Here is a 23,587-nt window from a genome sequence, read left to right as displayed (position 1 = left end):
CCCAGATGCCGAATCAATGCTCCTCCCCCGCGCGCGCTACAGCCGTAACCCGAGGTGGGCGCGGGAGTTGTGTTGAGCGTGGAAGAGACGATCGCGGGCCCCGAGGCCGCTCAGATTCCGAAGCAGCGCGGGGAATCGCTGCTGGAGACAGCCGTACGATACGCCGAGGAGCGCCACTGGGACGTCTTTCCCGGCACCTGGCTGGAAGCAGTCGAAGGGGTGCAGCGCTGCTCCTGCGGTGACACCGCGTGCGCCGCCCCCGGGGCGCACCCCGCGCGGGAGGACTGGGCGACGCAGGCCACGGGCAGTGCGACCGTCGCGCGCCGGATGTGGCAGAAGCAGCCGACGGCGTCGATCCTGCTGCCGACGGGGCGGACCTTCGACGCGATCTCCGTCCGGGACACGGCCGGCTTCCTCGCGCTGGCCCGCATGGAGCGCATGGAACTGACCCTCGGCCCCGTGACGCTGACGCCCGACCGCCGGATGCACTTCTTCGTGCTGCCGGGCGCGACGGCGAAGGTCCCGGACCTCGTGCGCCGGCTCGGGTGGGCCCCCTCGTCCCTGGACCTCGTGGTGCTGGGCGAGGGGTCGTTCGTCGCCGCTCCCCCGACCCGGTACGGCTCTTCCGGGGCCGTGCAGTGGGCCTGCCGTCCCACCGCCGCGAACCGCTGGCTGCCGGACGCCGAGGAGCTGATCTCCCCGCTCGCCTACGCGTGCGGTCGGGACAGGTGAGGTGCGCGCCTAGAGTGGGCGTTCATGACGTCGGCTGTGAGTGTGCGGGGACTCTGGAAGCGGTTCGGGCAGCAGGTTGCCGTTGCCGGGATTGATCTGGAGCTTCCCGCCGGGAAGTTCATCGGGCTCGTCGGACCCAACGGGGCCGGGAAGACCACGACTCTCTCCATGGTGACCGGGCTGCTGCGGCCCGATCAGGGGTCCGTCACCGTCGTCGGGCACGACGTGTGGCAGGACCCCGTGGCGGTGAAGGCCCGGATCGGGGTGCTGCCCGAGGGACTGCGGCTGTTCGAGCGGCTCTCCGGGCGGGAACTGCTCGCCTACTCCGGGCGGTTGCGGGGCCTGCCCGGGGGCGAGGTCGACCGGCGGGCCTCGCAACTGCTCGACGTGCTGGACCTCGCGGGGGCCCAGCACAAGCTGGTCGTCGACTACTCGACCGGGATGCGGAAGAAGATCGGGCTCGCGGCCGCCCTGCTCCACAATCCCGAAGTGCTGTTCCTCGACGAGCCCTTCGAGGGGGTCGACCCGGTCTCGGCGCAGACCATTCGCGGAGTGCTGGAGCGGTACACCGGCTCCGGCGCCACCGTCGTCTTCTCCTCGCACGTGATGGAGCTCGTGGAGTCCCTGTGCGACTGGGTCGCCGTCATGGCCGCCGGCCGCATCCGCGCCCACGGTCCGCTCGACGAGGTGCGCGGTGCCGCGCCCTCCCTCCAGCGGGCGTTCCTCGAACTCGTGGGCGCGCAGGGGCAGGACGCCGGGGCGAACCTCGACTGGCTGGGCGGCGGGGCCCGATGACGGCGGCCGACTCTCCCTCTCCGGCCGGGGTCGCACCGGGCTCGCTTCCGGGCCCGGTGGCGCAGGACGTCACCCCGGTCGTCGTACGGCTGAAGCTGTCCCTGCTGCGCAACGGTCTGCGGCAGTCCGGCGGGCGGCGGGCCGCCTACATCGGCTCGGCCGTCGCCGTGCTGCTCTTCTCGGCCCTCCAGCTGCTCGGACTGGTCGCGCTGCGCGGCAACGAGCACGCGGAGTCCGTCGCCGTCCCGCTGGTCGCCGTCCTCGCGGCCGGCTGGGCCGTGATGCCGCTGTTCTTCCCCGGCGGCGACGAGACCCTCGACCCCACCCGCCTGGTGATGCTGCCGCTGCGGCCCCGGCCCCTGGTGCGGGCGCTGCTGGTGGCCTCGCTGGTCGGCATCGGGCCCGTGTTCACGCTCTGCCTGCTCGTCGGCTCGGTGGTCGCCGTCGCGCACGGCGGCCCCGCGTACGTCCTCTCCGTGGTCGCCGTGCCGCTCGCGCTGCTGGTGTGCGTGGCCCTCGCGCGGGCGGTCGCCGCGGCCAACCTCCGGCTGCTGAGCAGTCGCAAGGGCCGCGATCTGGCGGTGCTGAGCGGACTGGTCGTCGCCATCGGCGCGCAGGTGGTCAACTTCGGTGCCCAGCGCCTCGGTTCGGGCGGCCTCGGGCAGCTGGACGGACCGGCCGAGGTGCTGGGCTGGATCCCGCCCGCCTCGGCGATCAGCGCGGTCGACTCGGCGAGCGAGGGGTCGTACGGCACCGCCGTCCTGCAACTCGCCCTGTCGGTGGCCGCGTTGGCGGGTCTGCTCGCCCTCTGGTCGCGTCACCTCACCCGGCTGATGACCTCACCCGACGGCTCCACCCTGCCGTCCGCCGGCGGGGCCGCCAAGGAGCGGAACTCGACCGGGCTCGCGCGACTGCTGCCCGGCGGGCGCACCGGCACCGTGATGGAACGCAGCCTGCGCTATGTGTGGCGCGACCCCAAGACCAAGGCCGCGTGGGTCACCTCCCTGGCCATCGGACTGATCGTGCCGGTGTTCAACGCGGTGCAGGGCACCGGGTCGATCTACTTCTCCTGCTTCGCCGCCGGGATGCTCGGCGTGCAGATGTACAACCAGTTCGGGCAGGACACCTCGGCGTTCTGGATGGTCGCGCTCACCATCTCCTCCACGCGCGACGCCTACGTCGAGCTGCGCGCGCGGGCACTGGCACTGCTGGTGATCACACTGCCGTACGCCACTCTCGTCACCGTGGTGACGACCGCGATGATCGGTGACTGGCCGAAGCTGCCCGAGGTGCTCGGCATGTCCTTCGCGCTGCTCGGGGCGATGCTGGCGACCGGGGCGTGGACGTCGGCGCGGTTCCCCTACTCGATTCCGCAGGAGGGCTACAAGAACGTGGCCCCGGGACAGTCGGGGCTCGCCGCGGCGGCCGTGGTCGGCGGCATGGTCTCGGCCACGCTGCTGTGCGCACCGGTGATCGCCCTGGCGATCTGGGCCAACGTCAGTGCGGGCGGCGACGAGTGGAGCTGGGTGCTGCTGCCGACGGGGGCGGTGTACGGCGGGCTGATCACCGTCGCGGGCCTGCGCCTGGCGGCACCACGAACGGCACGGCAGCTGCCGGAGATCCTTACTGCGGTCAGCAAGGGCTGACGAGTCGGAGGGCCACCCGGGGCGGGATGGCCGGGGCGGGGTGGCCGGGGCCGGTGTCAGACCCCTTGTCTAGAGTGCACTGTGCGACTCCTGTGAGGTGTTGACCGGGAGGTCGCGACGGGGATCAGGGGATCGCCGGACCGGGGGATCAGGGGATCAGGGGCAAGGGGGCTTATTCATGCACGGTGTTCGAAGATCCGTCGGGGCGGGGCTGTGCGGGGCGGTACTGACCGCGTCCGTGCTGCTCGCACCGTCGGCCGGGGCGGCTCCGGTGAAAGCCGGCACGGGGACGGTCCGCGCTCAACCGGCCGCTGAAGGCGTCGAGTTGGGCAACGGCGACCGCGTCGGCCTGATCGGCGGCCGGAACCTGCACATCACCGCTGCGGACCGCGCGGAGCGGACCCGCTACTCGGTCGCGTCGCTCGACGGCCGGGTCTCCGTGCGGCCCAGCGCCGAGCGCGCGACGGACCGGGAGCCGGCGAGCCTCGCGCTGAAGCCGGCCACCGCCACCGCTGCCACCACCACCGCCACCGCTTCGACGGCCGCGACCGCGGCCGAGTACTCCGTCAAGCTGACGATCACGCACGCGGACTACGTGGCGACCAAGCTGTTCTACGTCTGGGACCGCAGGACCTGGACGTCGTACCCCGTCAACAGCGACGGGCGCGGGCCGACGTCCACCGTGAAGCTGCCGCCGGGCGACTACTTCGCCGTGGCGCTGCATGTCGACTGGCAGCAGCCGAGCTACCTGCTCGCGCAGTCCTTCACGGTCGGCTCGGCCGCGAAGACGGTGTCCTTCGACGAGCGGGCGGCCAAGGAGACCGGCATCCGCACCGACGACACCACCGCCACCCGGCAGTCGGCCGCGGTCTGGCTGAGCGTGCCGGGCGGTGACCTCGCGGGCTTCGCGGGTGACGGCGACGCCAAGGTGTACGTCACGCCGTTCACCGTGCCGGGCGTCTCGCTGCGCATCCACGACGTCCTGGCGAGGAAGGGTTCCTCGGCGAGCGCCCCGAGCCCCTACCGCTACGACCTCACCCACAGCTTCAAGAACACCGTGCCCTCCTCACCGGTCAAGAACGTCACCACGGCGTCCCTGGCCAGGACCGTCACCCAGGTCCGCGCCCCGGGCACCCGGACCACCGCCTTCCTCCAGTCGGTGCCGAACTTCGGCGAGTGGACCGGCGTCTACGTCGGCACCGCCGTGCCGGTGGCCGGTTCGGTCACGGAGTACGTCACCCCGGGCGTCGAGTACGGCCGGATCCTGGACTACGGCACCTTCGACCAGTACCTCAACCTGGCCGCCCGCACCCTGCCCGCCGGCACCGGCCCGGGCGAGACGCTGGGCGCGGCCCCGTTCCAGCCCGTCCTCGGCGAGGGCACCGGCTCACAGCTCTACAACCACCGGTTCTCCCTGGACGAGGGCAGCGGCTTCGGCGACGCCGACGGGCACCAGGGGGCCGACGGCCGCGCCCTCTCCTCGTACCGGGTGACCGGCGCGGACGGCGTGGTCTACGCCGACGGTTCCGGCATCGACGCGTACCACTCGCTGACCTCCTCGGCCCTGCCGTCCCGGGAGCAGTCGTACACCCTGGAGCAGACCACGCACCGCCGGGTGCCGTACGCGCGACTGGCCACGGACGTGCGCAACACCTGGACGTTCCGCTCCAGCAGCACCTCGACGGGGGTCTCCGGGCGGGTGCTGCCGCTGATAGACGCCCGGGTGAGGGTCTCGGGCCTCGACGGCTCGGGCCGGGCCGCCGCCGGGACCGTGCAGGTCACCGCGACTGCGGCCACCCGCAACGCCGACGCGGACAGCGCGCACACGCGCGTGACGGGCCTCGCCGCCTCGACCGACGACGGCACGACGTGGACCGACCTGCCGCTCGCGGCGGACGGTTCGGCGCCGTACACCGTCACGGCCGACGCCGCCTACGTCACCCTGCGCGTCACCGCCGTCGACGACCTGGGCGGCAGCCTCAGCCGCACCCTGGTGCGGGCCTTCGCCGGCCCCGCCCGGCTGGGCGACGAGACGGCCGGCTCGACCCGGATCTCGGGCGTCGTCGTCAACGGCGGCAAGCCGGTCCGGCTCGACGACCAGCCGCTCCAGGACTTCACGGCGCAGTTCACCGCGACCGATCCGTCCGGCATCGCGGGCGGCGACATGTACCTGTACAAGGGGTCCTACGACGCCCCGAGCGCGGTTCTCTACGGCAGCTGGCCCGCGTCCTGCACCAAGGTCGACGCGACCACGGCGACCTGCACGGCTCAGTTCGCCTACGTCCAGCCCCGCTGGAACTTCGGGCGCAACGCCCTGGCGGGCACCTGGAACACGGCCGCCTGGGCGGAGTCCGCGGACGGCAGGGGGTTCACCGACCGGCACGCGGTGAAGTCCGTGCCGCTGCTGCGGGACGCGGCCCTCACGGTCAACGCCGCGCCGGAGCCCGTCGCGAAGAACAAGACCCTCACCGTCACCGGGAAGCTCTCCCGGGCCGACTGGGAGACCCTCGGCGGCTTCCACGGGTACGCGGGTCAGAAGGTCCGGCTGCAGTTCCGCAAGAAGGGCGCGAGCACGTACGCGACCGTGAAGACGGTCACGACGAACAGCACCGGGAACCTGAAGACCACGGTCAAGGCCACCACCGACGGCTACTGGCGCTACAGCTTCGCGGGCAGCACCACGACCGCGACCGCCACGGCCGGCGGCGACTACGTCGACGTGCGCTGACCCTCTCCGGCCCCCGGCGGACCTCGTTCACCGTCCGCCGGGGGTGTCGCGGCACGTCAGCCGTCGTTCCCGCCGTCCAGACCTTCCAGCCCGTCCATTCCGTCCAGTCCGTCGAGGAACGGCTCTATCGCGGCCCGCCAGGCCTCCGGCTGGTCGTAGTGGACGAGGTGGCCGGCGTCGGCGACCTCGGCGTACCGGCCGCGGGGCAGGACGCGGACCATTTCCTGGGCCTCGGCGCGGCCCAGTTCGCCGTCCAGGCCGCGGACGACCAGGGTGGGGCACCTGACCTGGGCGAGTTCCTCCCAGTGGGCGTCGTAGACCCAGGTCTCGCGGGACTGGAGCATCTGCTCGGGTTCGAAGACGGGGCGCCAGCCGTCCGGGGACTCGGCCATCACCTCGGCGTAGAACTCGCCGCGCGCCGGGTTGGGCCGCTCGACCCAGGGGTCGTCCTCGCCGAACCACTTGCGTACGTCGGCGAGGGTGGCGAAGGGGACCGGCCAGGCCTTGAACCACTCGCCCCACTCCCGCTGCGAGGCGGCGCCGAGGGCGGAGGCCCGCATGTCGCAGATGATCACTCCGCGGACCAGGTCGGGGCGGCGGGCGGCGAGCTGCCAGGCGGTCAGGGCGCCCATGGCGTGGCCGATGAGGACGACGGGGGCGAGGTCGAGCTGTTCGAGGGCGGCCTCGGCGTCCTCGACGTACGCGTCGCGGGTGAAGGCGGCCCGAGGGGGCTTGTCGCTCCGGCCGTGACCGCGCTGGTCGAGCGCGACGGCCCGGTACCGCTCGGAGAGCCAGCGGGCGGTGGAGGCCCAGTGGGAGGCACGGCCCATCAGGCCGTGGAGTAAGAGGACCCCGGGTGATCGTTTCTCCGGGGGCGGGGAGGCGGCCTTCGCCGGGTCGGCCGGGTCCGTCGGGTCGGCCGGGTCCGTCGGATCGCTCTTGGGAGGATCACCGAACTCCCAGGCGGCGAGACGTACGCCGCCCGCCCCGGTCACGTCGATGCGCCGCGCCATCGGCACCCCCCTTGGCCTGCCGTGCCTGTGGTGTCTGTCCTGTCCGCCGCTGTTCTGTCGTACATCTGTGCAGCGCGCGTCACGCGCGCCCCGTCACCCGCAGACTATCGAATACATATTCGAAAATGGGTTCTCGCGCGGCAACACCCCTCGTTCGAGTGACCGCACCCAAGGAATGATCGCCGCGGCCGAGGGGAGATTTGCAGCGGGAGGCGGACCGCTCGGGGACATCGGTCCGAGGGGAATGACCCTGGGAGCTCGGGGCTCCGGGTCAGCACAGGGGAGGACAGGCCCCGGCGCCGCAAGGTGCCGGGGCCATCCCCACGTCTACGGCACATCCGCCCGCCCCCTCAGGTCATATGCCTCACGCGACAGCCTCGCACGGGAAGCGTCGAAGCGCTGCGATTCCGCACAGTGAATCCCGGATCGACGAGACCCCGGACGGCGCCGGGCCCCGGTCCGGAGAGGACCACGACCTGGACGACAACTACCCGGCAGAACCCGGAAGTTGAGACAGCTCAGCGCTTGGCCACGAACACATGCGAGGCAACGTCCGACTCCAGCTCGGCCGCCTCCCCGCCGCTGCCCACCAGCACCCCGCCCGCCGACTCCGTCACGCTCACCACCGAACCGGGCTGCACACCCGCGCGGCGCAGCGTGTACATCAGCTGCGCGTCCGTCTGGATGGGCTCGCCGATCCGCCGTACGACGACCGTCTTGCCGTCGGCACCCGGGTCCAGCTCGGCCAGCGAGACCATGCCCTCGTCCAGGAAGGGGTCGGCGCCGTCCTTCTCGCCCAGCTCCTCCAGGCCCGGGATCGGGTTGCCGTACGGCGACTCGGTCGGGTGGCGCAGCAGCTCCAGCACCCGGCGCTCCACCGCCTCGCTCATCACGTGCTCCCAGCGACACGCCTCCGCGTGGACCTGCTCCCACTCCAGGCCGATCACGTCGACCAGCAGACACTCCGCGAGGCGGTGCTTGCGCATCACGCGGGTGGCCAGCCGGCGGCCCTCGTCCGTCAGCTCCAGGTGCCGGTCGGTGGCGACGGACACCAGGCCGTCACGCTCCATCCGCGCCACGGTCTGGCTGACCGTGGGCCCGCTCTGGTCCAGCCGCTCGGCGATCCGGGCGCGCATGGGGACCACACCTTCCTCCTCCAGCTCGAGGATGGTGCGGAGATACATCTCCGTGGTGTCGATCAGTCCGGACATACGTGCCCCTCGATGAGATCTGCCGGAAGCACGACAGCTTTCCGGCGCGTGCGCTGGCCCTGGCCTCAATTCTGCCGGATACCACTGACAAGCGTGCCGCGCCGTTGAGACCGGGCCGCGGCGAACGGGATCGCGCCCCTGCCGACGAACGGGATCGCGGCCGTGCCGCCATCGCACGCGGCCGTATTGACATCCCACTGGTCCAGACCGCACGGTGATCCGCGACACAGCGACGAAGGGTGGATGAGGCATGGGCGGCACGGGCTCCGCGGGCGGCCACGGCACACTGTCCGGACAGTTCTTCGACGCCGCGATCGGACTCCTGGAACGGGTCCGGGACGAGGAGGGCGAGTCCGTCGCGGCCGCCGGTGAGCTCCTCGCCGACACCGTCGCCGCCGGAGGCCGCCTCTTCGCCTTCGGCGCGGGCCACTCCTCGCTCGCCGCGCAGGACCTGGTCTACCGGGCCGGCGGGCTCGCCCTCATGAACCTGCTGACCGTGCCGGGAGTGGTGGGCGTCGACGTCATGCCCGCCACGCTCGGCTCCGCGCTGGAACGGGTGGACGGCCTCGCGAGCGCGGTCCTGGACTGCTCCCCGCTCCGCGCGGGGGACGCCCTGGTGATCATCTCCCTGTCCGGCCGCAACGCGCTCCCGGTGGAGATGGCCCTGACCGCGCGCTCCCTCGGCGTGAAGGTCATCGGCGTCACGTCTCTCGCCTACACCACCGCGACGAAGCCCCGCCACAGCTCGGGCACCTTCCTCAAGGACCACTGCGACGTCGTCCTCGACTCCAAGATCTCGGTCGGCGACGCGGAACTCACCCTGGACGCCGTCCCGGCCCCCTTCGCCCCGGCCTCCACGGTGGTGACCTCGGCCCTGCTCCAGGCGGTCATGGCCACGACGGCAGCCGCCCTCACGGCCCGCGGCATCGACCCCCCGCTGCTGCGCTCGGGCAACGTGGACGGCGGCCTGGAGTGGAACGACCGGGTCTTCGAGGAGTACGGGGACCGGATCTTCTACCGGCAGTAGGCACCCGCGGGAAAACGCAGACGACCCGCGAGCTCGGGTCCCTCCGCCCTGAGGCGGGGGAGCCGGCCGGACGTTACCGGCGAGCTCGCGGGTCGGGTGACTGCGTTGAATTGGCCGGCTGCGTGCATCACGTACACGCTGGTCCGGCACCGCACTGAATGTGGTGGCAGGCCGCTAGCCCGCAGCCACCTCGCGCGTCCGGGTTTCACTCATGTACCCGATCACCTCCTTTCGGCGTGAGGCACACACTAGGAAGCGATCGGCCGCCGATCAACCGTTTTTAGGATGGCGTTGCTGATCGACACGGACGTGTGGAGGGGACCCATGGCTGACCTGCGGATCGAGCCCGTCGTCGGGGACGTGATGGCCGAGGAGTGGCGGTTCGTGCACAACGTGATCGTTCCGCCCGCTGCCATGGGGATCGAGGAGGTGCGGGAGCGGGTCGGGCGTAATCGGCTGGAGAACGCTTATGCCGGGGACACGCTCGTGGGGTGTTCCACCGTGCGGCCACCGCAGGGGGACGACGCCGTCGCGACCGTCATCGCGCGCGTGCTGCCCGATTTCCGGGGGCGGGGTTTCGGGACCGCCCTCTACGAGAAGGGTCTTGATCATGCGCGTGTGCTCGGCGCCCGGGTGATCGAGACGTGCGTGCTCGCCGTCAACGAGGACGGCACCCGGTTCGCGCGGGCGCGCGGGTTCGTCGAGGTCGACCGGTATGTGCTGGACGGCGGGAGCGACGAGTGGGTCGACCTGCGGCTGGAGCCGCACAGGTGGGCTGCTTAGGGGGATTCGGCACGTTTCCGGCGTACAACGATTCTCTCAATCTTGCGGGAACCCGGTGTGTGCTGCGTCACGTTCGAGTTGAATTGATTGTTAGTGAGCGGCTGGCAGGGGGTCCAGGTGAGTGCTTCCCGGCGTAGTGGGACCACCGACGAGCTGGGTCCCGACGGACCCGGCCCGGAGGGCCAGGACGGCTCGGGCGGTTCTGATCTGCTCGCCGCGCTCCTGGACGGCATGGACGCGGCCCTGTGCGCCTTCGACGCGGACGGCGTCGTCACCCACTGGAACCGTGAGGCCGAGCGCATCCTCGGCTGGAGCGCCGCCGAGGCGGTGGGGCGGCACGGGTTCGCGGGGTGGGCCGTACGGCCGGCGGACGCCGAGGAGGTCGAGGGGCGGCTGATGTCCGCCATGCAGGCGCCCGGCCGTCAGGTGCACGAGTTCGCGCTGCTGACCAAGGACGGCGGCCGGGTGCTGGTGCGGACCCAGTCCGCGGCCGTGCGGGGGCCGGACGGCAAGCCCGCCGGGGTGTACTGCGCCTTCAGCGAGGTGCACACGCAGATCGACCTGGAGCGGTCCATCGCGCTGAGCGAGGCCCTCTTCGAGGACGCGTCCTGGGGTGTCGTGCTGGTCGACGCCGATCTGCGGCCCGCCGTGGTGAACGCACACGCGGCCCGGTCCCTCGGGGTCGGCCGTACGTCCGTGCTGGGGCGGCCCCTCGGGGAGCTGCTCGCGCAGGGCGTGGAGGAGCTGGAGAGCGCGCTCACGCATGTGCTGGCCGAGGGCGCCCCGCCCGCACCGGCCGAGATCTGGGTCGCGGTGCGGACCCCGGACGGCGAGCGGCGGCGCTGCTGGCGCTGCGGGTTCGTACGGCTGGCCTCGCCGCTCGCGGAGGAGCCCGTCCCGTTGGGTGTGGGCTGGCTGTTCAACGACGTGACCGAGGCCAAGCAGAGCGAGCAGGAGGCGTCCCTGCTGCGGTTCCGGACGAACCAGCTGCACCGGGCGGCCCGGGCGGCGGCGGAGTGCGAGGACCCGGCCGAGGCGGCGGTCGTGCACCTGGACTTCGCGCTGGCCGGGTTCGCCGACCACGCGCTGGTCGACCGGGTGGCCGGCGATGCGGTGGCCGACGGCGAGGAGACGGGCCCGGTGCGGCTGGTGCGGGTGGCCTCCACGCCCTCCGGGGCGCCGGGGCCGAGTCTGCTCTCGGGCGCGTCCGGGCTGCCCGTGCGCTATGGCGAGGGGCATCCGGCGTTGCAGTGCGTGGACCGCATCGGTTCGGTGCGGGCGAGCGTCGGGTCGGTGCCGGCGGACCGGGCCCGGGAGTGGGCCGAGGCCCGCCAGTGGCCCTCGGACGTGGTGCACGCGCTGTGCGCGGTGCTGCGCAGCCGGGGGCGCACGCTGGGGGTCGTGACGTTCCTTCGGGGTGCGGGACGGGGCCAGTTCGAGCGGAGCGACGCGGTGTACGCGGAGGACGTGGCGGTACGGATCGCTTCCGCGCTGGACCTGGGCGGGGTGGTCGGGCGCGCCTGAAGGGGCCCGGAGGGGCCGGAGGCTCAGGGGCTGAGTCGCTCCACCCGCCAGCCGCCGCCCGGCTCCGCCACGTACCGCAGTCGGTCGTGGAGGCGGTTCTCGCGGCCCTGCCAGAACTCGACCGTCTCCGGAGCCACCCGGAAGCCGCCCCAGTGCGGCGGAACCGGGACCTGCTCGCCCTCGGGGTAGCGGGCGGCGAGGTCGGCGTAGGCGGTGTCGACCTGTTCGCGCGTCTCGATGACCGAGGACTGGGCGCTGGCCCAGGCGCCGAGCTGGGAGCCGTGCGGGCGGGTGCGGAAGTACGCGGCGGTCTCGTCGCGGCCGGTGCGGCGGGCCACGCCGGTGACGATGACCTGGCGGGCCATGGGGTGCCACGGGAAGAGCAGGCTGACGTAGGGGTTCTGCGCGAGGTCGCGTGCCTTGCGGGAGTCGTAGTTGGTGAAGAAGACGAAGCCCTGTTCGTCGAACTGCTTCAGGAGCACCGTGCGGGAGCTGGGGCGGCCCTGGGCGTCCGCGGTGGAGACGACCATGGCGTTCGGTTCGAAGAGGTGCGCCTCGGTGGCCGCCTGTTTGAACCAGCGGGCGAACTGTTCGACGGGGGTCGCGGCCAGGTCGGTCTCGGCGAGGCCCTCCGCGCGGTACTGCTCGCGCATGGAGGCGGGGTCCGGGAAGACGGCGTGTGCTGCGTCGGTCACGCGGTCATCTTGCCGTACGGACGGCTCCCGCACCGAGGGCGGCACCGACTGTTGGTGGCACTGAGTGCCGCATGACTCCCCAAAGGTGACACTCGGAGTTATCGTGGCGTCATTCGTCGTACGCATCATGAGGAGCCGCCTGATGTCCGACCTCGACCCCGGCTTTGTCCCTGGCCTCGAAGGAGTCGTCGCGTTCGAGACGGAGATCGCCGAACCCGACAAGGAGGGCGGCGCGCTGCGGTACCGGGGCGTCGACATCGAGGATCTGGTCGGCCATGTCTCCTTCGGCAACGTCTGGGGACTCCTGGTCGACGGCGCCTTCAACCCGGGTCTGCCGCCCGCCGAGCCGTTCCCGATCCCGGTGCACTCCGGGGACATCCGCGTGGACGTCCAGTCGGCGCTCGCCATGCTGGCCCCGGTGTGGGGGCTGAAGCCGCTGCTCGACATCGACGCCGAGCAGGCGCGGGCGGACCTCGCCCGGGCCGCCGTGATGGCCCTCTCCTACGTGGCCCAGTCGGCGCGCGGGCAGGGGCTGCCGATGGTGCCGCAGCGGGAGATCGACAAGGCGCAGTCCGTCGTCGAGCGGTTCATGATCCGCTGGCGCGGGGAGCCGGACCCCAAGCACGTCGCGGCCGTCGACGCCTACTGGACCTCGGCCGCCGAGCACGGCATGAACGCGTCCACCTTCACCGCGCGCGTGATCGCCTCCACCGGCGCGGACGTGGCCGCCGCCCTCTCCGGGGCCGTCGGTGCCATGTCCGGGCCGCTGCACGGCGGTGCGCCCTCCCGGGTGCTCGGGATGATCGAGGAGATCGAGCGGACCGGGGACGCGGAGGCGTGGGTCAAGCAGGCGCTGGACCGCGGTGAGCGGCTGATGGGGTTCGGGCACCGGGTGTACCGGGCCGAGGACCCGCGCGCGCGGGTACTGCGCCGTACGGCCCGTGAGCTGGGGGCGCCGCGGTTCGAGGTGGCCGAGGCGCTGGAGAAGGCGGCGCTGGCGGAGCTGCACGCGCGGCGACCGGACCGGGTGCTGGCCACGAACGTGGAGTTCTGGGCGGCGATCGTGCTCGACTTCGCGGAGGTGCCGGCGCACATGTTCACGTCGATGTTCACGTGTGCGCGGACGGCGGGGTGGTCGGCGCACATTCTTGAGCAGAAGCGGACGGGGCGGCTTGTGCGGCCTTCTGCGCGGTATGTGGGGCCGGCTGCGCGGAGTCCTCGGGACATCGAGGGGTATGGAGGGATCGCCCGCTGAAGGGGGTGCCTGAGGCTTGTGGGCGACTGCGGGCATTTCGTGACCTGTCGCGCAGTTCCCCGCGCCCCTTAACAGACCTACCGCAGGGCCTCGTTCAGCAGTGCTGTCCACTGAGTGACCACTCTGTCGCGCCTGGTCTTGTCGTCCGTGAGGAGATTCGCCAGGCCCAGGCCCCTCGCCATGTCCAGGAGGCCCTGGACCGTTTCCCGGACGCCTGGCCTGGACTCGTCCGCGCCCAGTAGCTCTACGGCGATCCGGTGGGTCTCCCGGCCCACCCTCCCCTCCAACTCCGTCACCTGTGGGCGCAGTTGCTCCTCGTTGGAGGCTGCCACCCAGAGGTGGAGGGCGGCTCGGAAGAGGGGGCCGGTGTAGAGGTCGACGAGGGCGGAGATCACCGCTCGGCGGTCGTCCGCCGCGCCCTGCGGGAACAGGGCGCGCAGGGCCGTCGAGCGTTCCTCCGCGACGTATTCCACCGCCGCCGTGAAGAGGTCCTCGCGCGTCGGGAAGTGGTGCTGGGCGGCGCCTCGGGAGACTCCGGCGCGTTCGGCGACGACCGTGACCGTGGAGCCGGCCCAGCCGTGTTCGGCGAGGCAGGACACGGCGGCCTCCAGGAGCCGCTGCCGGGTCGCGCGGCTGCGGTCCTGCTTGGGCTGCTTGGCCTCCTTGGGCGCGCGTTCCGCCCGGTCGCCGATCGTCGTCACACCGTCCATGAGGGATCCCGTCGTTCCAGGAAGGCCGTCATGCCCTCGCGCGCGTGCGGTGAGGCGAACAGCCGGGCCGAGAGCGCGGTCAGTGCGGCCGCGTCCCGGTCGAAGGTCTCCAGCACCCTAGCCGTGAGCAGCCGTTTCGTCTCCGCCAGGGCCTCGGGTGCGGACCGGCGCAACCCGTCGAGGACGGGTTCGAGTACGGCGTCCACGTCGTCGCCGGCCGCCGTCACCAGGCCGATGCGGGCCGCCTCGGCCGCGTCGAAGCGCTCGCCGGTGAGGTAGTGGCGGGCCAGGGCGCGGGGGTCGGTGCGGGGCAGCAGGGTCAGGGAGATGACCGCGGGGGCGACCCCGATCCGTACCTCGGTGAAGGCGAACGTCGACTCCGTGGACGCGGCCGAGATGTCGCAGGCGGCGAGGAGGCCGAGGCCGCCCGCGCGGACGTGTCCGGTGACGCGGGCGACGACCGGTTTGCCGAGTTCGACGATCCGGCGCAGGAGACCCACCAGGGCGTCCGGGTGCGGGGGGTCCTTGAGGTCGGCGCCCGCCGAGAAGGTGGTGCCGGTGTGGGTGAGGACGACCGCGCGGACGTCGGGGTCCTTGGCGCAGTCCGCCAGCGCGGCGGCCAGCTCCCCCACCAGGGCCGACGACAGGGCGTTGCGGTTGTGCGGGGAGTCGAGGGTGAGGGTCTCGACGGCACGCGCGCGCGTGCGGGCGACGAGGGTCATGCGCGTTCCCTGAGCTGTCGTCGGAGGATCTTGCCGGAGGCGGCGCGGGGCACCCCGGCGATGAAGGTGACCCGGCGGACGCGTTTGTAGGGGGCGACGCGCTCGGCGACGTACATCATGACCTCGCTCTCGGAGAGCTCGCCGGCGGTGGGCCGGCGGACGACGTAGGCGTGCGGGACCTCGTTGCCGTCGTCGTCGTAGACGCCGACGACGGCCGCGTCGGCGATGTCGGGGTGGGTGAGCAGGAGGGCCTCCAGCTCGGCGGGGGCCACCTGGAAGCCCTTGTACTTGATGAGCTCCTTGACCCGGTCGACGACGAACAGCCAGCCGTCGGCGTCGACATGGCCGACGTCCCCGGTGTGCAGCCAGCCGTCGGTGTCGATCATCGCGGCGGTGTCGTCGGGGCGGCCGAGGTAGCCCTTCATGACCTGCGGGCCGCGGATGAGGATCTCGCCGGGTTCGCCGACGGCGAGGTCCTTGCCCGGGTCGTCGAGGGAGACGATCCGCATCTCGGTGCCGGGTATGAGCTTGCCGACCGTCCCGGGCGGTGCCTCGCGCATGGCCGACAGGGGCACGACGTGGGTGCCGGGCGAGAGCTCGGTCATGCCGTACGCCTGGCCGACGGGCGGGAGGCCGAGCCGGGCCGAACAGGCCGCGGCGAGACGGGCGTCCAGCGGGGCGGCGGCGCTGACGATGTAGCGCAGGGACGAGAGGTCGTACTCCTCGATCAGCGGGTGCTTGGCGAGGGCGAGGACGATCGGCGGGGCCACGTACAGGCCGGTGATGCGGTGGTTCTGGATGGCGGCGAGGAAGGTCTCCAGGTCGAAGCGGGGCAGGACGACGACGGAGGCGCCCTGGCGCAGGGGCGCGTTCATCAGGGCCGTGAGGCCGTAGATGTGGAAGAAGGGCAGGACCGCGAGGATGCGGTCCTCGGGGCCCGCCGACATCAGCGGTTCGAGCTGGGCGAGGTTGGTGGCGATCTGCCGGTGCGTGAGCATCACGCCCTTGGGGGTGCCGGTGGTGCCCGAGGAGTACGGCAGCGCCGCCACGTCGGCCGCCGGCTCGATGTCGATGTGCGGCTCGGGGGCCGTCGAGGCCAGCATGTCGAACAGGGAGCGGTGGCCCGGGGCGCTGTCGCAGACGAAGATCTCCCGTACGCCGCCCGCGAGTTCGGCGGCCCGGCGGGCGGTCTCCAGGAGCGGCGAGACGGTGACGATCCAGCGGGCGGCGGAGTCGGAGAGCTGCTTGGCGAACTCCTCGGGCGTGGACAGCGGGTGCACGGTCGTGACGGAGGCACCCGCGCGCGTGGCGGCGTAGAACGCGGTGGGGAAGGCGATCGTGTTGGGGCTGTGCAGCGCGAGCACGTCCCCCTGGGCGACGCCCGCCTCCGCGAGGCCGGCCGCGACCCGGCGGTGGAACGCGTCGAGTTGTCCGTACGTGAGGGTGGTGCCGTCGGTGCCGTCGATCAGGGCGGGCGCGTCGGCGAACTCGGCGGCGCGGGCCAGCACGGCCTCGTGGATGGGCAGTTCTACGGGCTGGACGTCTGCGTACTCGCTGCGGAACACGGTTCCTCCAGGACGGCCTGATGCCGGGGCGGTCTGATACCGGGTCGGCCTAGTACGACTTGGGCAGGCCCAGGGTCTGGTGGGAGACGTAGTTGAGGATCATCTCCCTGCTCACCGGTGCGATACGGGCCACGCGCGCGGCCGTGATCAGCGAGGCGATCCCGAACTCCTTGGTGAGCCCGTTGCCGCCGAGGGTGTGGACCGCCTGGTCCACCGCCTTCACACAGGCCTCCCCGGCCGCGTACTTCGCCATGTTGGCGGCCTCGCCCGCGCCCACGTCGTCGCCGGCGTCGTAGAGGTGGGCCGCCTTCTGCGTCATCAGGCGGGCGAGTTCGAGGTCGATGTGGGCCTGGGCGAGGGGGTGGGCGATGGCCTGGTGGGCGCCGATGGGGCTGTTCCAGACCGTGCGCTCCTTGGCGTAGGTGATCGCCCGGGAGAGCGCGTAGCGGCCCATGCCGATCGCGAAGGCGGCCGTCATGATGCGTTCGGGGTTGAGGCCCGCGAAGAGTTGCAGCAGGCCCGCGTCCTCGTCGCCCACGAGGGCGTCGGCGGGGAGGCGTACGTCGTCCAGGGTCAGCTCGAACTGCTTCTCCTGGGCGCTCAGTTCCATCTCGATCCAGCGCCTGCCGAAGCCCGGGGCGTCGCGCGGGACGATGAACAGGCAGGGCTTCAGGCGGCCGGTGCGGGAGTCCTCGGTGCGGCCGACTATGAGGGTGGCGTCGGCTATGTCGACGCCGGAGACGAAGACCTTGCGGCCGGTGAGCAGCCAGTCTCCGGTCGCCTGGTCGCGGCGGGCCGTGGTGGTGATGCGGTGGCTGTTGGATCCGGCGTCGGGTTCGGTGATGCCGAAGGCCATGGTGCGGGTGCCGTCGGCGAGTGCCGGGAGCCACTCCTGCTTCTGGGCCTCGGTGCCGAAGCGGGCGATCACCGTGCCGCAGATGGCCGGGGAGACGATCATCATCAGGAGGGGGGCGCCGGCTGCGCCGAGCTCTTCGAGGACGAGGGAGAGTTCGGCGATTCCGCCGCCGCCTCCTCCGTACTCCTCGGGGAGATTGACGCCGAGGTAGCCGAGTTTCGCTGCCTCGGACCAGAGTTGCTCTCGGTCGTAGTCGCGGCCGTGGCGTTTGCCGAGGGCGGCGACTGCCTGCCTCAGAGACTTGTGTTCTTCGGTTTCGATCGTGGGCATGTGGCTCCTTCGTTGTGGCTGGTCGCGCAGTTCCCCGCGCCCCTTAGGTAGTTCGGACTACCGCCAGCAGAGAGCCGACCGTTACCTGTTGGCCGACAACTGCATTCAGCTCGCTGAGCGTTCCTGCGTGCGGTGCCGTGATCTTGTGTTCCATCTTCATCGCCTCCAGCCAGAGGAGGGGCTGGCCTGCCTCTACGGCCGAACCCTCCGCCAGGCCGTCCGCGACCCTCACGACCGTGCCCGGCATGGGGGCCAGCAGCGACCCCGGGGCCAGCTGGGTCGTCGGGTCCGGGAAGCGGGGCAGAGCCCTCAGGTACGTGCGGCCCACGTACAGCTGGTCGCCGTACCGCGCCACCTCGAACTGCCTTCTCAGGCCGTCCACTTCGAGTACGGCCCCGCTCGCGTCCGCGTGCAGGACCCGCACCCCGTCCGCCTCCAGGCCCTTCCTCGTGTGCCGGTAACGGACCTCGTGCTCCTCGCCCGCCATCTCGTAGCGCTTGGTCTGGGGGGTCGAGGGGAGGTTGCGGAAGCCGCCGAAGCGGGAGCGGCCCACCGCGTCCGAGAGGGCGGCCGCCAGAGGGGCCAGCACGTCCACGGCCGGCTCCGTGAGTTCGGGCAGGTGGCGGTCGTAGAAGCCCGTGTCCATGCGGGCCGTCGTGAACTCCTTGTGGCGCAGGGAGTTGACCAGCAGGTCCCGGTTGGTGGTCGGGCCGTGGAGCGTGGCCTGCTCCAGCGCGCCCGCCAGTTTGCGGATCGCCTCCGCTCGCGTGGGGGCATACGCGACGACCTTCGCGAGCATCGGGTCGTAGTGGACGGGGATCGGGTCGCCGCTCTCGTAGCCCGTGTCCAGGCGGACGGACGCGGGGACGGAGAGGTGGTGCAGGGTGCCGGTCTGGGGGGTCCAGTCCCTCGACGGGTCCTCGGCGTACAGGCGGGCCTCCACCGCGTGGCCCCGCGCGCGTGGGGGTTCGTCGGCCAACGCGGCCCCCTCCGCGATCCTGATCTGCTCCGCCACGAGGTCGAGGCCGAACACCGCTTCCGTCACCGGGTGTTCGACCTGGAGGCGGGTGTTCATCTCCAGGAAGTGGGCCCGGCCGTCGGCGACCAGGAACTCCACCGTGCCCGCGCCGACGTAGTCGACCGCGCGGGCCGCCCGGACCGCCAAGTCGTGCAGTTCCATGGTGAGTTCGTCGGTCAGGCCGGGGGCCGGCGCCTCCTCGATCACCTTCTGGTGGCGGCGCTGGAGGGAGCAGTCGCGGGTGCCCAGGGCCCAGACCGTGCCGTGGGTGTCGGCGAGGATCTGGACCTCGACGTGGCGGCCGTCCTCGACGTACGGCTCGACGAAGACCTCGCCGTCGCCGAAGGCGCTCGCGGCTTCCGCGCGGGCGCTCTCCAGGGCGGCCGGCAGGTCTTCGGCGCGGCGCACGATCCGCATGCCGCGGCCCCCGCCGCCCGCCGCCGCCTTCACCAGCACCGGCAGGTCGGCGGCCGTGACGTCCTCCAGGGGCGCGATGCCCATGAGGTCCTTCGCCCGTGTCTTGGACGCCATCGCCTCGATCGCGGCCGGGGGCGGGCCGATCCAGACCAGGCCCGCGTCCAGGACCGCCCTCGCGAAGTCGGCGTTCTCGGAGAGGAAGCCGTAGCCGGGGTGGACGGCGTCGGCGCCCGAGGCCACGGCCGCCTTCACGATCAGGTCGGCGCGCAGGTAGGTGTCGGCGGGGGCCGCGCCCGGGAGTCGTACGGCCGTGTCGGCCACGCGCGTGTGGCGGGCGTTCGCGTCGGGGTCCGCGTAGACGGCGACCGTGCGGATGCCCGACTCGGCGCAGGTGCGGAAGATCCGGCAGGCGATCTCGCCCCGGTTGGCGACGAGCACAGAAGTGATCACTGGAGGTTCCTCACATCCGGAAGACGCCGAAGCCGCCACGGGCGCCCTCGTAGGGGGCGGTGTGGATCGCGGACAGGCACATGCCGAGGACGGTCCGGGTGTCGCGGGGGTCGATGACGCCGTCGTCGTAGAGGCGCCCGGACAGGAACATGGGCAGCGACTCGGACTCGATCTGCTGCTCCACCATGGCGCGCAGGGCCGCGTCGCCCTCTTCGTCGTACGGCAGCCCCTTGGCCGCCGCCGACTGGCGGGCGACGATGGAGAGCACGCCGGCGAGCTGCTGGGGGCCCATGACGGCGGACTTGGCGCTGGGCCAGGCGAACAGGAAGCGGGGGTCGTAGGCGCGGCCGCACATGCCGTAGTGCCCGGCGCCGTAGGAGGCGCCCATGAGGACGGACAGGTGCGGGACCTTCGAGTTGCTGACCGCGTTGATCATCATCGCGCCGTGCTTGATGATGCCACCCTGCTCGTACTCCCTGCCGACCATGTAGCCGGTGGTGTTGTGCAGGAAGAGCAGCGGGATGTCGCGCTGGTTCGCCAACTGGATGAACTGGGCCGCCTTTTGGGACTCCTCGGAGAACAGGACGCCCTGGGCGTTCGCCAGGATGCCGACCGGGTAGCCGTGCAGCGAGGCCCAGCCGGTCGCGAGGCTCGTGCCGTACAGGGGCTTGAACTCGTCGAAGTCGGAGGCGTCGACGATCCGGGCGATCACCTCGCGGGGGTCGAAGGGGGTGCGCAGGTCGCCGGGGACGATCCCGAGGAGTTCGTCCTCGTCGTACTTGGGCGGCTCGGCCGGTCCCGGATCGCCGTACGCCTTGCGGTGGTTGAGGCGGGCGACGACCCGGCGGGCCTGCCGGAGGGCGTCCTGCTCGTCGACGGCGTAGTGGTCCGCGAGGCCGGACACGCGCGCGTGCATCTCGGCGCCGCCGAGGGACTCGTCGTCGCTCTCCTCGCCGGTGGCCATCTTGACCAGGGGCGGGCCGCCGAGGAACACCTTGGCGCGCTCCTTGACCATGATCACGTGGTCGGACATGCCGGGGACGTACGCGCCGCCCGCGGTGGAGTTGCCGAAGACGACGGCGACGGTCGGGATGCCGGCCGCCGACAGCCGGGTCAGGTCCCGGAAGACGGCGCCGCCGGGGATGAAGATCTCCTTCTGGGAGGGGAGATCCGCACCGCCGGACTCCACCAGGCTGATGCAGGGCAGCCGGTTGGCGAGGGCGATGTCGTTGGCGCGCAGGGCCTTCTTCAGCGACCACGGGTTGCTCGCGCCGCCGCGCACGGTCGGGTCGTTGGCGGTGATCAGGCACTCCACGCCCGCCACGACCCCGATCCCGGTGACGAGGGAGGCGCCGACGGTGTAGTCGCTGCCCCAGGCGGCCAGCGGGGACAGTTCGAGGAAGGGCGTGTCGGGGTCGAGGAGCAGCTCGATGCGCTCACGGGCGAGCAACTTGCCGCGTCTGCGGTGCCGTTCGACGTACTTCTCGCCACCGCCGGCGAGCGCCTTGGCGTGCTCGGTGTCGAGGTCGGCGAGCTTGGCGAGCATGGCCTCGCGGTTCGCCCGGTGGTCGGGGCCGGTCGGGTCGAGGGTGGTCCTCAGGACGGTCACAGCAGGGCCTCCGGGATGTCCAGGTGGCGGGAGCGCAGCCATTCGCCGAGGGCCTTGGCCTGCGGGTCGAAGCGGTGCTGGGCGGCGACGCCCTCGCCGAGGATCCCCTCGACGACGAAGTTGAGGGCGCGGAGGTGGGGCAGGTCGTGCCGGGTGACGGTCAACTCCGCTGTCTCCGGGAGCAGTTCGCGCAGCCGGTCGACGGTGAGGGTGTGGGCGAGCCACCGCCAGGCCGGGTCCGTCCGCACCCAGAGCCCGATGTTGGCGTTGCCGCCCTTGTCGCCGCTGCGGGCACCCGCGACGAGGCCGAGCGGGGCTCGGGTGGTGGGACCTTCGTCGAGCGGCTCGGGAAGGGGCGGCTGGGGGGCGTCTTCGAGAACGGCGGTCTCCTGGGCCGGCGCCACAGGGATCCGCCGCCCGTCGTGGAGGACGGCCACATGGTCCACGGCTCCCTGGGGGACGTACACATCCTCGAAGACCCCATAGGGCGAGCCCTTCCCCGGTGGCGCCAGCACATGGAACCCGGGGTAGCTCGCCAGAGCCAGTTCTACGGCGGCCCCGCTGAGCGCCCGTCCGACGGCCTCCTGGTCCGGGTCCCGGACGACCAGTCGCAGCAGGGCGCTCGCGGTCTCCTCGGTGTCGGCGTCGGGGCGGTCGGTGCGGGCCAGGTCCCAGCGCACGTCGGCGGCCTTGGCGAGGGCCGGTTCCAGCTGCTGCCGCACCAGGGCGGCCTTGGCCTCGATGTCGAGGCCGGTCAGGACGAAGGCGACCTCGTTGCGGAAGCCGCCGAGCCGGTTCAGGCCGACCTTGAGGGTGGGCGGCGGTGCCTCGCCGCGGACCCCGGAGATCCGGACCCGGTCGGGGCCGTCCTGGTCGAGCCGTACGGTGTCGAGGCGGGCGGTGACGTCGGGTCCGGCGTACCGGGCGCCCTGGGTCTCGTACAGGAGCTGGGCGGTGACCGTGCCGACGTCCACGAAGCCGCCGGTGCCGGGGTGTTTGGTGATGACGGCGGTGCCGTCCTCGTGGAGCTCGGCGAGGGGGAAACCCGGCCTTCCGAGGTCGCGCCCGCCCTCGGTGAAGAACGCGTAGTTGCCGCCGGTGGCCTGGGTCCCGCACTCCAGGACATGGCCCGCGACGACGGCTCCGGCTAGGCGGTCGTACTCGCCCGGCCCCCAGCCGAAGCGGGCGGCGGCGGGCCCGGTGACCAGGGCCGCGTCCGTCACGCGGCCGGTCACGACCACGTCCGCGCCCTCGCGCAGACAGGCGGCGATGCCGAAGCCGCCGAGGTAGGCGTGGGCGGCGAGACTGCCGGGATGGCGGGCGGTGAGGTCGTCGCCCGCGACGTGGGCGACCTTGACGTCCAGGCCGAGCCGGTCGGCCAACTCCCTGATGCGGGTGGCGAGTCCGGCCGGGTTCAGTCCTCCGGCGTTGGCGACGATCGCGACACCCCGCTCGTGCGCCAGCCCCAGGCACTCCTCCAACTGCCGCAGGAATGTGCGGGCATAGCCGGCCTCCGGGTCCTTCAGCCGGTCCCGGCCGAGGATGAGCATGGTCAGCTCGGCGAGGTAGTCGCCGGTGAGGACGTCCAGTTCACCGCCGGTGAGCATCTCACGCAGGGCGTCGAAGCGGTCGCCGTAGAAGCCGGAGGCGTTGCCTATGCGGAGGGGGGTCATGCGGTTGCCCCCTTGGGTGCGCGTCCCTTTCCGGGCGGTCCCGCGAAGGCCTGGGCGATGTCGAGCCAGCGGTCGGCGTCCTCCCCCACGGCGGTCAGGGCGAGGTCGGCGCGGTGGGCTCGCTGGGTGACCAGGAGGCAGAGGTCGAGGGCGGGGCCAGTGACCCGGTCGGTGGCGTTCTCGGGGCCGTGGACCCACAACTCGCCGCTCGGGCTGACGAGTTCGATGCGGAACTCCTCGAAGGGCGGGGTGAGGCCGTGCACGCCGAAGGAGAAGTCACGGGTGCGGACGCCGAGGCGGACGATGTGCCGGATGCGGTCGGTGGGCTGCCGGGTCACGCCGAGCGCGTCCGCCACGTCCAGGCCGTGGGCCCAGGTCTCCATGAGGCGGGCGGTGGCCATGGAGGCGGTGGACATGGGCGGGCCGTACCAGGGGAAGCGGGCCCCGTCGGGCGCGGCACGCAGCGCCTCCGCGAGGTCCTCCCGCCCGGCACGCCAGTACGCGAGCAGCCGGGCGGGCGGCCTGGCGGCCCCCTCCTCCGCGCCGTTGTCGACGAAGTCCCCGGGGGCCGCGAGCGCCTTCTCGACCTCGCGGGAGAAGGCCTTGGGGTCGGTCACGGCGAGCAGGGAGGAGTGGTCGGTCCAGGCGAGGTGGGCGATCTGGTGGGCGACGGTCCAGCCGGGGGCGGGGGTCGCGAGCGCCCACTGCTCGGCGGTCAACTCGGCCACGAGCCGGTCGAGTTCGTCGCTCTCGGCACACAGGTCGTCGATGACGGGTGTGGGGTCTGCCATGGGGTGAGAATGGCAGGGGCGACAGAAACAAGCAAGC

The 23,587-nt window shown here is 72.3% G+C and carries 19 protein-coding genes; 8 read left to right on the top strand and 11 right to left on the bottom strand.

The features are described 5' to 3' along the window. Positions 1–69: 69 nt before the first annotated feature. From H295_RS0136855 to H295_RS46155, 4 genes are all read left to right on the top strand, one after another. Positions 70–732, top strand: a complete 663-nt coding sequence (locus H295_RS0136855) for a bifunctional DNA primase/polymerase (protein WP_078616860.1) — start codon at positions 70–72, stop codon at positions 730–732. 24 nt (positions 733–756) lie between these two features. Next, positions 757–1,527, top strand: coding sequence for an ABC transporter ATP-binding protein (locus H295_RS0136850; RefSeq protein ID WP_028810088.1), 771 nt, complete (start codon positions 757–759; stop codon positions 1,525–1,527). After that, a complete protein-coding gene (locus H295_RS0136845; RefSeq protein WP_020140371.1) occupies positions 1,524–3,173 on the top strand; it encodes a hypothetical protein in 1,650 nt (549 codons plus the stop codon). The genes H295_RS0136850 and H295_RS0136845 overlap by 4 nt, the downstream gene beginning before the upstream one ends. Before the next feature lie 178 nt (positions 3,174–3,351). Beyond that, positions 3,352–5,901, top strand: coding sequence for a hypothetical protein (locus H295_RS46155; protein WP_158691105.1), 2,550 nt, complete (start codon positions 3,352–3,354; stop codon positions 5,899–5,901). A gap of 56 nt (positions 5,902–5,957) precedes the next feature. Here the strand turns inward: H295_RS46155 and H295_RS44155 are convergent, their stop codons facing one another. Together H295_RS44155 and H295_RS0136830 are read right to left on the bottom strand one after the other, a co-directional pair. Then, positions 5,958–6,914 (bottom strand): alpha/beta fold hydrolase, encoded by a 957-nt coding sequence (locus tag H295_RS44155; RefSeq protein ID WP_043218589.1) that lies wholly within the window; start codon positions 6,912–6,914, stop codon positions 5,958–5,960. 518 nt (positions 6,915–7,432) lie between these two features. Beyond that, complete coding sequence (locus H295_RS0136830) at positions 7,433–8,125, bottom strand: metal-dependent transcriptional regulator (protein WP_020140368.1); 693 nt, start codon at positions 8,123–8,125, stop codon at positions 7,433–7,435. Between the two features lie 250 nt (positions 8,126–8,375). On the opposite strand from H295_RS0136830, the gene H295_RS0136825 reads away from it, so the two are divergent. From H295_RS0136825 to H295_RS0136815, 3 genes are all read left to right on the top strand, one after another. Next, entirely contained in the window at positions 8,376–9,152 is a 777-nt protein-coding gene (locus H295_RS0136825; RefSeq protein WP_020140367.1) for an SIS domain-containing protein, read from the top strand. A gap of 324 nt (positions 9,153–9,476) precedes the next feature. Further along, positions 9,477–9,935, top strand: a complete 459-nt coding sequence (locus tag H295_RS0136820; protein WP_043218587.1) for a GNAT family N-acetyltransferase — start codon at positions 9,477–9,479, stop codon at positions 9,933–9,935. A 117-nt stretch (positions 9,936–10,052) separates the two neighbouring features. Beyond that, a complete protein-coding gene (locus tag H295_RS0136815; RefSeq protein ID WP_037819970.1) occupies positions 10,053–11,459 on the top strand; it encodes a PAS domain-containing protein in 1,407 nt (468 codons plus the stop codon). Positions 11,460–11,482: 23 nt separating this feature from the next. Here the strand turns inward: H295_RS0136815 and pdxH are convergent, their stop codons facing one another. Beyond that, the gene (gene pdxH / locus H295_RS0136810; RefSeq protein WP_051135678.1) at positions 11,483–12,112 is read right to left on the bottom strand and encodes a pyridoxamine 5'-phosphate oxidase; all 630 of its coding nucleotides are present in this window, start codon (positions 12,110–12,112) and stop codon (positions 11,483–11,485) included. Between the two features lie 184 nt (positions 12,113–12,296). Between pdxH and H295_RS0136805 the strand changes: the two genes are divergently transcribed. Next, on the top strand, positions 12,297–13,409 hold the full coding sequence (locus H295_RS0136805) for a citrate synthase 2 (RefSeq protein WP_020140363.1): 1,113 nt from the start codon (positions 12,297–12,299) through the stop codon (positions 13,407–13,409). A gap of 77 nt (positions 13,410–13,486) precedes the next feature. Here H295_RS0136805 and H295_RS0136800 read toward each other — a convergent pair whose 3' ends face one another. From H295_RS0136800 to H295_RS0136765, 8 genes are read right to left on the bottom strand one after another with little or no spacing between them, the layout of a single operon-like run. Then, positions 13,487–14,119, bottom strand: a complete 633-nt coding sequence (locus tag H295_RS0136800; RefSeq protein ID WP_020140362.1) for a TetR/AcrR family transcriptional regulator — start codon at positions 14,117–14,119, stop codon at positions 13,487–13,489. After that, positions 14,107–14,841, bottom strand: coding sequence for an enoyl-CoA hydratase family protein (locus H295_RS0136795; protein ID WP_020140361.1), 735 nt, complete (start codon positions 14,839–14,841; stop codon positions 14,107–14,109). The genes H295_RS0136800 and H295_RS0136795 overlap by 13 nt, the downstream gene beginning before the upstream one ends. Next, positions 14,838–16,406 (bottom strand): 4-coumarate--CoA ligase family protein, encoded by a 1,569-nt coding sequence (locus H295_RS0136790; RefSeq protein ID WP_020140360.1) that lies wholly within the window; start codon positions 16,404–16,406, stop codon positions 14,838–14,840. Before H295_RS0136790 ends, H295_RS0136795 begins: the two co-directional genes overlap by 4 nt. A gap of 49 nt (positions 16,407–16,455) precedes the next feature. Then, on the bottom strand, positions 16,456–17,592 hold the full coding sequence (locus H295_RS0136785) for an acyl-CoA dehydrogenase family protein (RefSeq protein WP_020140359.1): 1,137 nt from the start codon (positions 17,590–17,592) through the stop codon (positions 16,456–16,458). A gap of 43 nt (positions 17,593–17,635) precedes the next feature. Next, positions 17,636–19,477, bottom strand: a complete 1,842-nt coding sequence (locus H295_RS0136780; RefSeq protein WP_020140358.1) for an acetyl/propionyl/methylcrotonyl-CoA carboxylase subunit alpha — start codon at positions 19,475–19,477, stop codon at positions 17,636–17,638. A 10-nt stretch (positions 19,478–19,487) separates the two neighbouring features. Further along, positions 19,488–21,086 (bottom strand): acyl-CoA carboxylase subunit beta, encoded by a 1,599-nt coding sequence (locus H295_RS0136775; protein WP_020140357.1) that lies wholly within the window; start codon positions 21,084–21,086, stop codon positions 19,488–19,490. Continuing rightward, positions 21,083–22,759: an acyclic terpene utilization AtuA family protein gene (locus H295_RS0136770; protein WP_020140356.1), complete on the bottom strand. Its 1,677-nt coding sequence runs from the start codon at positions 22,757–22,759 to the stop codon at positions 21,083–21,085. Before H295_RS0136770 ends, H295_RS0136775 begins: the two co-directional genes overlap by 4 nt. Next, positions 22,756–23,550, bottom strand: coding sequence for a TIGR03084 family metal-binding protein (locus tag H295_RS0136765; protein ID WP_020140355.1), 795 nt, complete (start codon positions 23,548–23,550; stop codon positions 22,756–22,758). Before H295_RS0136765 ends, H295_RS0136770 begins: the two co-directional genes overlap by 4 nt. Positions 23,551–23,587 lie beyond the last annotated feature (37 nt).

Origin of the sequence: Streptomyces sp. 351MFTsu5.1 (assembly GCF_000383655.1) — a bacterium.
GTDB lineage: Bacteria > Actinomycetota > Actinomycetes > Streptomycetales > Streptomycetaceae > Streptomyces > Streptomyces griseorubiginosus.
The sequence above is the reverse complement of the archived record's forward strand: the minus strand, read 5'-3'. Positions and strand labels throughout refer to the sequence as shown.

Excerpts from the sequence above, each read along its gene's own strand:
- H295_RS0136795 (WP_020140361.1), bottom strand. The coding sequence starts at position 14,841 with ATGACCCTCGTCGCCCGCACGCGCGCGCGTGCCGTCGAGACCCTCACC.
- H295_RS0136845 (WP_020140371.1), top strand. The coding sequence starts at position 1,524 with ATGACGGCGGCCGACTCTCCCTCTCCGGCCGGGGTCGCACCGGGCTCG.
- H295_RS46155 (WP_158691105.1), top strand. The coding sequence starts at position 3,352 with ATGCACGGTGTTCGAAGATCCGTCGGGGCGGGGCTGTGCGGGGCGGTA.
- pdxH (WP_051135678.1), bottom strand. The coding sequence starts at position 12,112 with ATGCGCGAGCAGTACCGCGCGGAGGGCCTCGCCGAGACCGACCTGGCC.
- H295_RS0136825 (WP_020140367.1), top strand. The coding sequence starts at position 8,376 with ATGGGCGGCACGGGCTCCGCGGGCGGCCACGGCACACTGTCCGGACAG.
- H295_RS0136805 (WP_020140363.1), top strand. The coding sequence starts at position 12,297 with ATGTCCGACCTCGACCCCGGCTTTGTCCCTGGCCTCGAAGGAGTCGTC.
- H295_RS0136770 (WP_020140356.1), bottom strand. The coding sequence starts at position 22,759 with ATGACCCCCCTCCGCATAGGCAACGCCTCCGGCTTCTACGGCGACCGC.
- H295_RS0136785 (WP_020140359.1), bottom strand. The coding sequence starts at position 17,592 with ATGCCCACGATCGAAACCGAAGAACACAAGTCTCTGAGGCAGGCAGTC.
- H295_RS0136830 (WP_020140368.1), bottom strand. The coding sequence starts at position 8,125 with ATGTCCGGACTGATCGACACCACGGAGATGTATCTCCGCACCATCCTC.
- H295_RS0136850 (WP_028810088.1), top strand. The coding sequence starts at position 757 with ATGACGTCGGCTGTGAGTGTGCGGGGACTCTGGAAGCGGTTCGGGCAG.
- H295_RS0136765 (WP_020140355.1), bottom strand. The coding sequence starts at position 23,550 with ATGGCAGACCCCACACCCGTCATCGACGACCTGTGTGCCGAGAGCGAC.
- H295_RS0136800 (WP_020140362.1), bottom strand. The coding sequence starts at position 14,119 with ATGGACGGTGTGACGACGATCGGCGACCGGGCGGAACGCGCGCCCAAG.
- H295_RS0136820 (WP_043218587.1), top strand. The coding sequence starts at position 9,477 with ATGGCTGACCTGCGGATCGAGCCCGTCGTCGGGGACGTGATGGCCGAG.
- H295_RS44155 (WP_043218589.1), bottom strand. The coding sequence starts at position 6,914 with ATGGCGCGGCGCATCGACGTGACCGGGGCGGGCGGCGTACGTCTCGCC.